This window comes from Moritella sp. PE36, from assembly GCF_000170855.1.
Classification (GTDB): domain Bacteria; phylum Pseudomonadota; class Gammaproteobacteria; order Enterobacterales; family Moritellaceae; genus Moritella.
Genome location: NZ_ABCQ01000083.1, coordinates 1 through 13,086, shown reverse-complemented (window position 1 = coordinate 13,086; position 13,086 = coordinate 1). Strand labels below are relative to the sequence as shown.

At 41.7% G+C, this 13,086-nt stretch carries 11 protein-coding genes and 1 pseudogene; 6 read left to right on the top strand and 6 right to left on the bottom strand.

The genetic code is table 11. From position 1 onward, the window contains the following. On the bottom strand, positions 1 to 353 hold a 353-nt coding region (locus tag PE36_RS22585), incomplete at its 3' end, for a DUF2333 family protein (protein ID WP_006034439.1). Between the two features lie 124 nt (positions 354 to 477). Further along, the gene (locus tag PE36_RS22580) at positions 478 to 753 is read right to left on the bottom strand and encodes a hypothetical protein (RefSeq protein ID WP_006034438.1); all 276 of its coding nucleotides are present in this window, start codon (positions 751 to 753) and stop codon (positions 478 to 480) included. 267 nt (positions 754 to 1,020) lie between these two features. On the opposite strand from PE36_RS22580, the gene PE36_RS22575 reads away from it, so the two are divergent. The 3 genes from PE36_RS22575 to hemF all read left to right on the top strand — a co-directional run bounded on the left by PE36_RS22575 (position 1,021) and on the right by hemF (position 3,664). Further along, positions 1,021 to 1,800, top strand: coding sequence for a DeoR/GlpR family transcriptional regulator (locus PE36_RS22575; protein WP_006034437.1), 780 nt, complete (start codon positions 1,021 to 1,023; stop codon positions 1,798 to 1,800). Positions 1,801 to 1,840: 40 nt separating this feature from the next. Continuing rightward, a complete protein-coding gene (locus tag PE36_RS22570; protein WP_006034436.1) occupies positions 1,841 to 2,605 on the top strand; it encodes a ParA family protein in 765 nt (254 codons plus the stop codon). Between the two features lie 156 nt (positions 2,606 to 2,761). Continuing rightward, positions 2,762 to 3,664: an oxygen-dependent coproporphyrinogen oxidase gene (hemF, locus tag PE36_RS22565; RefSeq protein WP_006034435.1), complete on the top strand. Its 903-nt coding sequence runs from the start codon at positions 2,762 to 2,764 to the stop codon at positions 3,662 to 3,664. Between the two features lie 40 nt (positions 3,665 to 3,704). On the opposite strand, the gene PE36_RS22560 is transcribed toward hemF, so the two are convergent. Then, a complete protein-coding gene (locus tag PE36_RS22560; RefSeq protein WP_006034434.1) occupies positions 3,705 to 4,274 on the bottom strand; it encodes a CoA pyrophosphatase in 570 nt (189 codons plus the stop codon). A gap of 54 nt (positions 4,275 to 4,328) precedes the next feature. Continuing rightward, positions 4,329 to 5,735 carry an aminodeoxychorismate synthase component I gene (gene pabB, locus PE36_RS22555; RefSeq protein WP_006034433.1) on the bottom strand — a complete coding sequence of 469 codons (1,407 nt, stop codon included), beginning with the start codon at positions 5,733 to 5,735 and terminating at the stop codon, positions 4,329 to 4,331. A 296-nt stretch (positions 5,736 to 6,031) separates the two neighbouring features. Here pabB and PE36_RS22550 point away from each other — a divergent pair, with 296 nt between their 5' ends. The 3 genes from PE36_RS22550 (at position 6,032) to PE36_RS22540 (ending at position 10,861) form a co-directional block, all read left to right on the top strand. Beyond that, positions 6,032 to 7,540: a fumarate hydratase gene (locus PE36_RS22550; RefSeq protein ID WP_006034432.1), complete on the top strand. Its 1,509-nt coding sequence runs from the start codon at positions 6,032 to 6,034 to the stop codon at positions 7,538 to 7,540. A gap of 319 nt (positions 7,541 to 7,859) precedes the next feature. Next, positions 7,860 to 8,507 (top strand): TetR/AcrR family transcriptional regulator, encoded by a 648-nt coding sequence (locus tag PE36_RS22545; RefSeq protein WP_006034431.1) that lies wholly within the window; start codon positions 7,860 to 7,862, stop codon positions 8,505 to 8,507. Positions 8,508 to 8,572: 65 nt separating this feature from the next. After that, complete coding sequence (locus tag PE36_RS22540) at positions 8,573 to 10,861, top strand: acyl-CoA dehydrogenase (RefSeq protein WP_006034430.1); 2,289 nt, start codon at positions 8,573 to 8,575, stop codon at positions 10,859 to 10,861. A gap of 144 nt (positions 10,862 to 11,005) precedes the next feature. On the opposite strand, the gene pyk is transcribed toward PE36_RS22540, so the two are convergent. Both pyk and PE36_RS22530 read right to left on the bottom strand, forming a co-directional pair. Then, positions 11,006 to 12,442, bottom strand: coding sequence for a pyruvate kinase (gene pyk, locus PE36_RS22535; RefSeq protein ID WP_006034429.1), 1,437 nt, complete (start codon positions 12,440 to 12,442; stop codon positions 11,006 to 11,008). 157 nt (positions 12,443 to 12,599) lie between these two features. Then, positions 12,600 to 13,076: pseudogene (locus tag PE36_RS22530) on the bottom strand (SIS domain-containing protein); the annotation flags it as partial. Positions 13,077 to 13,086: the final 10 nt, after the last annotated feature.

Sequence of the window (13,086 nt, the reverse complement as noted above, 5' to 3'; positions counted from 1 at the left end):
TATTTCAGTTGATGCGTCTGTGAACGACTTAAATCACGACGTAGTACTAACATAAGATCACGAGACTGTTCTAGCAGGCCATATTCCCATGACGGCATGTTATCCATCAAGATAGCGGGTGGTAATACCGAGTTACTTAGATAACCGCCATTTTTTTCGTCTAACGTTTGAATCGTTTTAATGAGAGTTGCTGTGGTGTAAGAACCAACTGCAATATCAGCGTTGTTTTTAGTCAGCGCTTCGGTTATTTGTGTTGGGCTAAAACTGTCAGGTTCAACACTCCAATAAATTGACGTGGCATAAAAGATAATGCCGACAGCAGCAATACCGGCTATGATTTTAGATTTACTCATCAGGTCGTTCCCTCGAATCATGCGTTAAGTTAGTAATATTTACTCTAGTGTAACTCGCTGAAATGTTTGCAACAAGCTTAATCAACATATAAAAAATGACAGACTCAAGACTACATTTAATACCTTATGATTTTTTAATTCTGACCACATGCATGATTTCTACCTTGAACCCGGCAACCGTTTCTACCTCTGGATAGTAGGTGAGATTAACACGTGCATCCGTTAACGATTTATACGCTTTTTTACGTTTAAACTTAAACGGTACACTGTGGCCTTCTATCATGACGGTATTGAGAAACCACTCGTCTTTTTCTCGCTGTACGTGAGAGGTCACTTTCTGGAGTTCTGAATGGGTTAATCCGGGATGCTGTTTGAGTAGTTTATCTGGATCTGAAGCCATTTTGATTGTCTCGTTGGTGTTTTGTTATCTGAAAAAAGTTGTTATTTAAATGAAGTCGTTACTTGAATGTAGTGGCTGCTCGCCATGATTAACTTGATGATTGCAACTTGATAATCATGATGAACAGGTATGAGTATATCCCAAAATGACGTTAAACTTTGTTTATTGACGCTATTTTTCAGGTTTACAGGTGTAAATATGATATAAACTAAGGGTAAATTTAAACTCCCTTTCGATAATGTTATTAGGGGAAACAGGGAGAACGATGTGAGACAGAATACACGTCACCAAAAAATAATTTCGCTGGTTAAGGAAGAAGGGTTTGTCAGTACTGAAGTGCTGGTAGAGCATTTTTCAGTCAGTCCACAGACAATACGTCGAGACTTAAATGAATTGGCAGAAAATAATTTAGTACGTCGTCATCACGGCGGCGCATCACTATTAGAGAGCAGTGTTGTTAACGATTCATACGTTAATCGTCAGCAAAAAACAGCCAAAGAAAAAATGAAAATAGCGCAAGCGATGGCTGAGTTAATACCTGATGGTTCCTCGCTGTTTATTGATATTGGTACCACGTCTGAAGCATTAGCACATGCATTATTAAATCATAACAATTTACGCATTGTGACCAACAATCTAAATGTAGCCACTATTTTGATGCAAAAACCCGACTTCAGAGTCATTGTTGCTGGTGGTGAAGTCCGTAATAAAGATGCCGGTGTGGTTGGCGAAGCAACCGTTGATTTTATTAAACAGTTTAGAATGGATTTTGGCATCGTTACCATCAGTGGTTTAGATATGGATGGTTCACTATTAGACTTCGATTATCAAGAAGTGCGGGTAACGCAAGCGATTATCGAGTGCTCACAAGAAGTGTTTTTACCGGTTGATCATACTAAGTTTGGCCGTAATGCGATGGTGAATATTGGTAATGTAAATCAGGTGAATAAATTATTTACCGACATTGAGCCACCAGAAGAGCTCGCTAAGTTATTAAAATTGCATCAAGTTGAGTCAATAGTCTGTGAAATGAATCCAGAGAGTTAGAACGTTAGAGAGTCAAATAATTTAGAGAAGGGAGTATCTCGTGATCCGTGTTGTTTTTAATCAAAAAGGTGGCGTAGGTAAATCTACGATCTGCAGTAATTTGGCAGCGATTGCTGCATCAGAAGGCAAGCGCACCCTGATTATTGATTTAGATAGTCAATGTGATACCAGCGCTTATTTATTAGGAAACGATTATAAGGTTGAGTTGAGTGCGGCTGCGTTTTTTGAGCAGACATTAAATATTATTATGAAAGGGCGACCTTATAATGATTTTATCACGCCGACGCCATTTCCTAACCTTGCTATTATGCCGGCGTCAGAATTGCTTGGTGAATTGATTGTTAAATTAGAACAACGTCATAAAATCTATAAATTACGTGATGCAATGGTGAAGTTAAGGCGTGATTACGATGAGATTTACATCGATACGCCGCCCGCATTTAACTTTTATAGTTTGTCGGCCTTGATAGCCGCGGATTCCTGTTTGATCCCCTTCGATTGTGATGATTTCTCACGTCGTGGTTTATACAGTTTGTTGGCCAATATTGAAGAAACACGACAAGATCACAATGATAAACTACGGGTAGAAGGGATTGTGGTTAATCAGTATCAAGGGCAAGCTAGCTTACCTAAAAAACTGGTTGCAGAATTAAGAGCGGAAAATTTACCGATTTTAAATACCCTGATCCACAGCTCAGTGAAAGTAAAAGAATCACATAATATCTCCCAACCCTTGATCAATTGTGCGCCTAAGCATAAAGTGACGCTGCAATTTTGCGATCTCTACGCTGAGATCTCTGCATAATATTTCCAATTGCTTTGGCGAATAGGGTATGAAACCTTAGGCTAAAGCGGTTGGATTTCTTTTCATACTCATTTGTATGAGTATATTTTTATTAATCATCTTTTTAGACAGCATTCGGCCTCAATGTTTGCTGTTTAAGTGATAAGCAAGGTAGTTATGTCAGTTAGTATTAATGACCTAGAATCATTTTTTCGTAATATCCAACAATCAATTATCACGGCTTTTCAGGCTGAAGAAACCAACGGCGAGTTTATCGCTGATCATTGGACCAGTCATCTCGGTCGGGGCACTAGTTGTGTATTACGCGATGGTGAAGTATATGAAAGCGCGGGGGTAAACTTTTCGATGGTAAGCGGCGATAAATTACCGGCGGCTGCATCGGCTAAACGTCCACAGTTTACTGGTATGTCATACCAAGCAATGGGTGTATCTGTAGTGGTGCATCCACGTAACCCACATGCACCGACAAGTCATGCCAATGTACGCATGTTTATGGTCACTGACAATGATGGTCAGCAGCATTGGTGGTTAGGGGGCGGATTTGATTTAACGCCAATCCATTTATATGCCGATGACGCCCGTCATTTTCATACGGCTGCGCGTGATGCGGTGGTGCCGTTTGGTGATGATTTGTATGCAAAGTTTAAACAAGACGCAGATGAATACTTCTATATGCCACACCGTGAAGAATATCGTGGTATCGGCGGCATTATTTATGATGATCTGAATGAATGGGATATCGAGAAAAGTTTAAGCTTTATTGAATCGGTTGCTAAGGGTTACACACAAGCTTACGCGCCAATTATTGCTAAACGTAAGAATCAACCGTATACAGAGCAAGAACGTCAGTTCCAGTTATTCCGTCGTACTCGCTATGCGGAATTTAACTTGATTGTGGATCGTGGCACTATCTTTGGCTTGCAGAGCAAAGGCCGTACCAAGTCGATTCTTATGTCTATGCCACCACTGGCAAGTTGGCATTACGATGACTTAGAACCGCAGAACGATGCGCAGAAAGCGTTAGTGGATGTTGTCTCACAACCTCGAACTTGGTTATAGTTTTTATTTAGGACCACGTTTAACGGCGTGGTTTTAACATTCAATTCGAACGAATGTGTTTCGAAAAATCTTTAATTATCGCCGCAGTTGTTCCCCATATTGGATATTTTCCCCAAGGCATGAAAGTCACTTCACGGTATTTCCCTTTAAATAAACTCTTTTCGATAATATGGTTGTCATCATCGAGTAAAAAAGACAACGGCACTTCAAAAACTTCCTCGACTTCATTGGGGTCAATCTTGGATTGGTAATCACTGTCGATTAAGGCCACGACTGGGGTGACATAATAGCGGCTAATTGTTGGTCGACTCGGTAGCGTTCCTAATACGGTGATCTTATCGGCTGGAATGCCAATTTCTTCATGGGTTTCACGCAATGCGGTGGCGATGGATGAGCTATCGGTTTTTTCTGTTTTGCCACCCGGTAAGGCTATTTGGCCACTGTGGTGACGCAAGTGTGACGCTCGACGAGTGAGAATTAGGTTAAGTTGTTGGTCGCGTTCGACAATGGGAAACAGCACCGCAGCAGGCGTGAAAAATTTGCTGAATTTACTCTCGGGTGCTGAAAGTGGTGATAACACAAAGCGTGATGTTAAAGAGTTAATATCCATATACGTCCTTGCAACTTATTACTTGTATTGATTAGCTTAATTAGTGGCGACTAATTAAAGTATAGGTAATATCTTGGCTAATTTATCAAATGTTTCTTGATATTCATCTTCGACTACAGAGTCTGCAACGATACCCCCACCGGCCCAGCAATATATTTGACCATTGTCACATAATAGTGTCCGAATAGTGATACTTGAATCCATATTACCCTGTGCAGAGAGATAACCTATGCTACCACAATATAAAGAGCGACGGTGCGGTTCTAATTCCTCAATAATTTGCATTGCGCGTACTTTGGGCGCCCCCGTAATGGAACCACCAGGGAAACAAGCACGTAATAATTCACTCGCATGCTTGTCTGTTGGCAGTTGACCTGTGATGGTGCTCACCAGATGATGTACTGCTGGGAAACTTTCGACATCAAATAGTTTTGGTACACTCACTGAGCCTGGTACGGCAATCTTACCAATATCATTACGCAATAAATCGACAATCATTAAGTTTTCTGCACGGTCTTTTTCGGCATGCTGCAGTGCCAGTGCATTCGCTTGATCAATCACTGGGTCGTGACTACGTGGACGCGTGCCTTTAATCGGTTTTGTCTCGATATTTGCGCCTTGAACTCGAATGAAGCGCTCAGGTGAAATAGATAATACCGCTTTATCTTCAAGGCGTATAAATGCTGAGAAGGGGGCCTTGTTATGTTGACTTAAGGTGCAGTAAGCTTGCCACTCATCACCTTGATATTGGTTGTTAAACCGTTGAGCTAGATTGATTTGATAACAATCACCAGAGCGTAAATATTGCTGGATTTGAGCAAATTTTTGATGGTATGCCTGTTCTGACATATTAGAAATCCAGCTGTGTTTCAATTCAAATGCTGTTGCTGTTGCTGTTGCAGTTGTGGGGGCAGATAATGGTTTACTGACACCTTGTTGTTCTAACCAATCATGGCGGACTTGCCAAGTCTGTTCGGCATGGTCACTAAATTGTATTTGCCATGCTTGCTGCTGTTTAATATCAACGACAATCGCCCAATCATATAAACCAACCGCCATATCAGGGAAGTTCAGATCGTCATTGGCCAGGTTGCCAATGTTTTCAATATTGCGGCCTAAGTCATAGCCAAAATAACCGAGTGCCCCGGCAATGAAAGGTAAATCAACAGCCAGTGTATGCGGTGCGATGTCGCCAATCAGTTGCTGGTTGAGGGTTTGTAATACTGAAAATGGATCCTCGGTGGTGACGGTTGTGCCACTGGCTTGATTAATTGTTGTTTGGGTCTCTTCTGTGATGAGGGTGGCAATCGGATCGGCCACAATAATGTGGAAGCGACTATCAATGTGATCAACAGATCCAGACTCGAGTAAAATTGACCAAGGGGCAGAGCTTAGCGGGGCAAAAAATGGGCGAATGCCATTGCTAGGAAAGGCGATTGGTTTTATTACAAGTGTTTTCATTAGTACAGCATATCCCTCAATTTTGATGCGCGCAGATTAGCATAAATCGACAGATTAATCTTGGCTCTAAGGTGATATAAAATGAATTTGGTGTTGCTATAAAGTTGTGTTGCTGTTGTTATTTCGTATAGGTTAAGCACAGTTTTAGTGGAGAGAAGTGATCAGCAAAGGTATGATAGAGAGAAATTTTAGAACCACATATCTTAATGTTAACTATGTTGAGGCCGTTCCATGGCCTTAAACATGATAAATATAATAATCAGTTAACACAGTGAGTAAGCAAAAGGGAGTTGACCATGAGTACAGTTATCCGTAAAGCGGACTTTATCGACAGTATTGCAGATTCACTACAATACATTTCATATTACCATCCGCTTGATTTTATCCAAGCAATGGAAAAAGCCTACAACGCAGAAAAAAGCCAAGCCGCTAAAGATGCGATTGCGCAAATTCTAATTAACTCGCGCATGTCAGCGGAAGGTAAGCGTCCAATTTGTCAAGACACGGGTATTGTGACTTGTTTCGTTAAAATTGGCATGAATGTACAGTGGGAAACCGATCAAACTGTGCAAGAAATGGTTGATGAAGGGATTCGTCGTGCTTATGCCTTTGCTGGTAATCCACTACGAGCTTCGATTGTTGCAGATCCAGCTGGCGCACGTAAAAATACCCAAGATAATACCCCAGGCGTGGTGCATGTCGAAATGGTACCGGGCGCGAAAGTAGAAGTAATGATTGCGGCTAAAGGCGGCGGTTCTGAAAATAAAAGTAAGATGGTGATGTTAAACCCATCTGATGATGTTGCTGAATGGGTTGAGAAAACAGTACCGACAATGGGCGCAGGCTGGTGTCCACCGGGTATGCTAGGCATAGGCATTGGTGGTACTGCCGAAAAAGCCGCTATAATGGCAAAAGAGTCATTAATGGAACCCGTTGATATCCATGAATTAATGGAACGTGGTGCGGAAACTACTGATGAGAAAATGCGTTTAGATATTTTTGACCGGGTAAATAAACTTGGTATTGGCGCGCAAGGCTTAGGTGGTATGGCAACGGTATTGGATATCAAGATTAAATCTTGTCCAACACACGCGGCATCAAAACCGGTAGTGATGATCCCGAACTGTGCAGCGACACGTCATACTCATTTTACACTCGATGGTTCGGGCCCTGCAGAATTGCATGTGCCTAAATTAGAAGATTGGCCAGAAGTGACATGGGAAATAAGCGATAGCGTTCGTCGCGTTAATGTTAATGACATTAAGCGAGAGTCAGTACTGGAGTGGAAAACAGGCGAAACCGTTCTATTATCAGGTAAGATCTTAACGGGTCGTGATGCGGCGCACAAACGCATTAAAGACATGCTCGATAGAGGTGAAGGCTTGCCTGAAGGCGTAGATTTTACCAACCGCTTTATCTATTACGTTGGACCTGTAGACGCTGTGGGTGATGAAGTTGTCGGACCTGCTGGTCCAACAACTGCAACTCGTATGGATAAGTTTACCGATACTATGTTAGAACAGACGGGTTTATTAGGTATGATCGGTAAATCAGAACGTGGTCCAGCAACTGTTGAAAGTATCAAGAAGCATAAAGCTGTTTATTTAATGGCTGTTGGTGGTGCTGCGTACCTGGTATCAAAAGCGATTAAGAAGTCACGTGTTGTCGCGTTTGCAGACTTAGGTATGGAAGCAATCTACGAATTTGATGTGGTAGATATGCCAATGACAGTAGCGGTAGATACCAATGGTGTATCTGCACATGTCGAAGGTCCAGCTATCTGGAAAATAAAGTTGAATGAATAACATAAAGTGAATCACAAGATAGTCACTCGTTAGTGTTTTAAAAACTGTTTGAATATAAATAAAGCGGCAACCTCGGTTGGCGCTTTATTCATTTTAACAGTGCTATATTTGAAGGAGTAGGTGATAAATATCGGCGCTCGTGTTTATCTCTAACCCCTGACTGTAGTTACCCACTAATGGGTGTTTTTTATTTTATATTCGTAGGAAAATGCGAACTAGGGCAAATTAAAAACATTTGTTTCAAACATTTGTTTACATTGTGTTGACATTTTGTCCGCCAGAACGTAATTTTAAAACGTTCGTTTAAAAAGGGTTAATTATGGTTAGTAAGTTGGATACAAAAACTCGCATTCTCGATGCAGCCGAAAGCTTGTTCGCTGAACATGGGTTTTCAGATACTTCTTTACGCTTGATAACTACACGAGCAAGTGTGAATTTGGCATCGGTTAATTATCATTTTGGTTCTAAGAAAGAATTGATTCAGGCGGTAATCGCCCGACATCTCGAACTCTTCATGCCCCTGCTGAATGAAAAGTTAACCGCCTTATGTGCACAAGCTGAAAAACCATCGTTGTTAGATGTGTTTAACAGTTTTGTTGATCCGCTATTAGCGTTAGAGAAGCAAAGTAAAAATGGTACGGTGATCTTTATGCAATTGCTTGGTCGAAGTTATACCGATGAGCAAGGGCATTTACGTTGGTATACCACAACGCATTACGGTGAAGTCTTAGCCAACATAACTAAGGCTTTATTGAAAGCGAACCCAACATTGTCATCGCAAGAATTGTTTTGGCGATTACATTTTACCTTGGGTACGGCGGTATTTACGATGAGCTCAAGCGGCGCATTGATGGATATTGCGAAAGCAGATTTTAATCAAGATATTGATGTCGAGGGGCTAATTCGTAAAGTGATCCCTTATTTGGCATCGGGAATGAATACCTCAACAGAAACTACAAGTATGTAGAAGCAATATAGTTATTTGGATGTTGTAGAGACAGCATCAGGATAGTGAAACAAAAGGAAATAGTTATGAGCGCAATGAGTGAGTTTAGAAAGAAGAATGTCACAGCACCATTATTTAAAGTGTTTAAGAGCATCTTGCCACCGCTTTCGCAAACAGAGCAGGAAGCAATGGAATCTGGTAGTGTGTGGTGGGATGGTGATTTATTCGCAGGTAGTCCTGATTGGAATAAAATGCTTAGCTACCCAACGCCTAAGTTAACTAAAGATGAGCAAAGCTTCATTGATAACGAACTTAAAACACTAATGTCGATGCTGGATGATTATAAAATCGTTCATGAAGATCGTGACCTACCAAAACCAGTTTGGGATTTCATTAAATCTAAAGGCTTCTTTGCGCTTATCATTCCAACAGAATACGGCGGTAAAGCATTCTCTGCTTACGCTAACTCAACAATTGTAACAACGATTGCTACACGTAGTTTATCGACTGCAGTAACAGTAATGGTACCTAACTCATTAGGTCCTGGCGAATTACTTGCACATTACGGTACACAAGCAGAGAAAGATCGTTGGTTACCAGGTCTAGCAAACGGTACTGAAGTACCATGTTTCGCTCTTACTGGTCCTGAAGCGGGTTCGGATGCTGGTGGTATTCCAGATATGGGTCGCGTTGTTAAAGAAGAATTTGAAGGTAAAGAAACGCTTGGTATCCGCGTATCGTGGAGCAAACGTTATATTACCCTAGCACCTGTTGCGACTGTACTTGGTCTGGCATTTAAACTGCAAGATCCGGATGGTCTACTGGGTGATAAAGTTGATATCGGTATTACGTGTGCATTAATCCCAACCTCACACGAAGGTGTTGAAATTGGCGACCGTCACTTCCCAATGGGTCTAGCATTCATGAATGGTACGACTTATGGTGAAGATGTATTCATCCCGATGGATTGGGTTATTGGTGGCGCACCAATGGTTGGTAAAGGCTGGCGTATGCTGGTTGAATGTCTCTCTGCTGGTCGTGGTATTTCTTTACCTGCGCTGGGCAGTGCTTGTGGCCATTTAACTGCGCGTATGACGGGTGCTTACTCATATGTACGTAAACAGTTTGGTTTATCAATTGGTAAATTTGAAGGTGTGCAAGAGTCTCTGGCTCGTATTGGTGGTCTAACTTACCAACTTGAAGCGGCACGTAAATTTACCACAGGTGCATTAGATCTTGGTCAAAGTCCTGCGATTGTTACGGCAATCTCTAAATACCACATGACTGAAATGGCGCGTACTGTTATTGATGATGCACTTGATATACAAGCTGGTAGCGGTATTCAGTGTGGTCCTAAGAACTATTTAGCCAGCGCTTATTGGGGTATTCCGGTAGCGATTACAGTTGAGGGTGCAAATATCCTTACGCGTAACCTAATGATCTTCGGTCAAGGTGCTACACGTTGTCACCCATATGTACTCGGTGAATTACAAGCGGCTGCAAATCCAAATGAAAAAGAAGGATTAGCGCAATTTGACGAATTATTGTATAAGCATATTGCCTTTGGTACGAAAAACTTCTTTGGCGCACTAGGCCAAGGTCTGACAGGTGGTCTTTTAAATTCTGCGCCTGTATCGGGTCCAACGAAGAAATACTACAAGCAACTTACGCGTATGAGTAAAGCATTAGCATTGTGTGCTGACGTATCTATGCTTGTGCTTGGTGGTGACTTGAAACGTCGTGAAATGATTTCTGCACGTTTAGGTGACGTACTAAGTAACTTGTACCTTGCATCTGCAACGTTGAAACATTTTGAAGAGCAAGGTCGCCAAGCTGAAGATCTACCTATGTTGTCTTGGGCTATCGAACGTAACTTGTTTGAAATTGGTAAAGCATTTTCTGGTTTCTTCCAAAACTTCGGTAACAAAGCAATTGCTAATACGCTTAAAGTTGTGGTATTCCCATTCGGCATCAGCTATAAAATGCCTGCTGATGATACAGCAAAAGCAATTTGTAAAGTGCTGCTTAAACCAAGCGAAGCACGTGACCGTCTGACACACCTTTGTTATGTTGGTGACGCGAACGATGCAAACACGACGATGTTCGATATGGAATCTGCGTTCCAAGCTATGTATAAAGTGGAGCCAATCGAGAAGAAAATTGCGATTGCAGCATCGAAAGGTACTATTCCACGTAAGTTAGCGGCGAAAGTTGCTGCGCCACTTGCTGTTGAAAAAGGTATCATTACCCAAGTTGAAGCAGATGAATTATTAGCTGCTGATGAACTACGTTTTGCTGCGATTAGCGTTGACTCATTCACTCCAGAAGAGTTTGCGGGTATTTCAAAAGTAATAAAAGACGAAAAAGTAGCTTAAGGTTCAACTGAGCGACTCATTAAAATCTAGCTTACGGGTTAGATTTTTAATAAAAAAATAAAAAATAAAGAGTAATAAAAAAACCGAGACTGCTATTTTATATATAGTAGCCTCGGTTTTTTTTATGTCTGAATCAAAAAATACTTATTTGATTGTTAGGATCTTACAGGTGTTTGTTGAACCAACTGTATCCATTTTATCACCTAACGTGAGTAAGATGATGTCGCCGGCTTTAACTTGGCCCGTTTCTTTCAGTACTGCGTAAGTACCTTCGACGATCTGCTCCTGCGATAAACCTTCAGTGCAAAACTGTAAGGGTGTTACACCACGGTAAAGCGCTGTCGCATTCAATGTTTTCTGATGTGGAGACAAGCAGAAGATAGGTAACCCCGAACTGATGCGTGACATCAATAATGGCGTAGTACCGGATTCACTTAATGCCACAATCGCTTTTACACCTTTTAGGTGATTCGCTGCATACATAGTCGACATGGCAATTGTTTCTTCAATTGAATCGAATGTATATTCAATACGGTGGTTTGATACATTGATGCTTGGGTGTGTTTCTGCGCCTAAACATACTTCTGCCATGGCTTTCACTGTTTCGACTGGGAAATCTCCCGCCGCAGTCTCTGCAGATAGCATGACAGCATCTGTACCATCAAGCACCGCATTCGCTACGTCCATCACTTCTGCACGTGTCGGCATTGGGCTGGTGATCATTGATTCCATCATTTGTGTTGCAGTGATCACAACACGGTTATATTTACGCGATAAGTTGATGAGAGATTTTTGTACACCCACAAGTGCTGCATCGCCAATCTCAACGCCTAGATCGCCACGTGCGACCATAATGGCATCAGATGCTAGGATGATATCTACCATGCTTTCTTCTGTCGCTACCGTCTCTGCACGCTCTACTTTGGCACAAATTTTAGCATTAGAGCCCGCCGCTCGAACAAGTTCACGGGCATAATTGATATCACTGCCGTTACGTGGGAAAGAGACGGCGATAAAGTCGACGTCAATTTTAGCCGCAGTAAGAATGTCTGCTTTATCTTTGTCGGTCAGCGCTTCGGCAGATAACCCTCCGCCTTGCTTGTTGATACCTTTATTGTTTGATAATGGGCCCGCTACTGTTACTTCAGTGTGGATCTGTTGACCTTTAATTTCGATTACTTTTAATTGTACGCGGCCATCGTCAAGCAGTAGTACATCACCCGCGAATACATCTTTTGATAATTCAGGGTAATCGATACTAACGCGTTCTTGGTTACCCGCCGTTTTATCAAAATCTGCATCTAGACAGAATTTATCACCAAGGTTTAATTGGATCTTCCCGTCTGTGAATTTAGATACACGGATCTTAGGACCTTGTAAGTCACCTAAAATAGCCACGTGTTTATTGTGTTTTTTAGCGATCGCACGAACATCTTTGGCGCGCTTGATGTGGTCTTCGGCGTTGCCGTGAGAAAAATTCATGCGAACCATATTGGCACCGGCAAGAATGATTTTTTCTAGATTATTATCGCGGTCTGTCGCTGGACCTAAGGTGGTTACAATTTTAGTTCTACGTAACATATTTACTCCATATGAATAATGAGATGATGTGTTTTGTTTTATAGTTTGTTACTAAAATACTGACGACAAAGGGGGGGCTCTTTAATCATCTTATTATGTAAGGTTTGATTAAAGTTTGTTGACAGGTAAAAAAATGGCCACTTAATGTGGCCATGTGTTATTCATCTATTTTGTTAAAGCGCGAATCTTTAATCGCAGACTTAACTTTCTTCAAGTTCTCTCGGAATTTATCACCGCGACGTAATGTGAAGCCTGTGGCGAGTACGTCTACCAGTACTAACTGCGCGACACGTGATGCCATTGGCATATAAACATCTGTGTCTTCTAACACATCGAGTGAAATAACCAAGTTGCAATATTCTGCGAGCGGTGAATTTTCCGCGGTGATACCAATCACAATAGCATCATTTTCACGGGCTAGTTTCGCGACATCAACCATACTTTTAGTTCGGCCCGTATGTGAGAATAAAACCACGACCGAATCTTCGGTACTGTTAATTACGCTCATACGTTGCATCATGATGTCATCAAAGCAAATGACGGGTACGTTAAAGCGGAAAAATTTATTTTCAGCATCACGCGCGACAGAAGCTGAAGCGCCTAAACCAAAGAAAGAGATCTGTTTGGGCTTGGATCAGAAGATC

What these genes read in the sequence shown, in the direction of transcription:
- PE36_RS22580 (WP_006034438.1), bottom strand. Translation starts at nt 753, where the DNA reads ATGGCTTCAGATCCAGATAAACTACTCAAACAGCATCCCGGATTAACC.
- hemF (WP_006034435.1), top strand. Translation starts at nt 2,762, where the DNA reads ATGTCAGTTAGTATTAATGACCTAGAATCATTTTTTCGTAATATCCAA.
- PE36_RS22560 (WP_006034434.1), bottom strand. Translation starts at nt 4,274, where the DNA reads ATGGATATTAACTCTTTAACATCACGCTTTGTGTTATCACCACTTTCA.
- pabB (WP_006034433.1), bottom strand. Translation starts at nt 5,735, where the DNA reads ATGAAAACACTTGTAATAAAACCAATCGCCTTTCCTAGCAATGGCATT.
- PE36_RS22550 (WP_006034432.1), top strand. Translation starts at nt 6,032, where the DNA reads ATGAGTACAGTTATCCGTAAAGCGGACTTTATCGACAGTATTGCAGAT.
- PE36_RS22545 (WP_006034431.1), top strand. Translation starts at nt 7,860, where the DNA reads ATGGTTAGTAAGTTGGATACAAAAACTCGCATTCTCGATGCAGCCGAA.
- PE36_RS22540 (WP_006034430.1), top strand. Translation starts at nt 8,573, where the DNA reads ATGAGCGCAATGAGTGAGTTTAGAAAGAAGAATGTCACAGCACCATTA.
- pyk (WP_006034429.1), bottom strand. Translation starts at nt 12,442, where the DNA reads ATGTTACGTAGAACTAAAATTGTAACCACCTTAGGTCCAGCGACAGAC.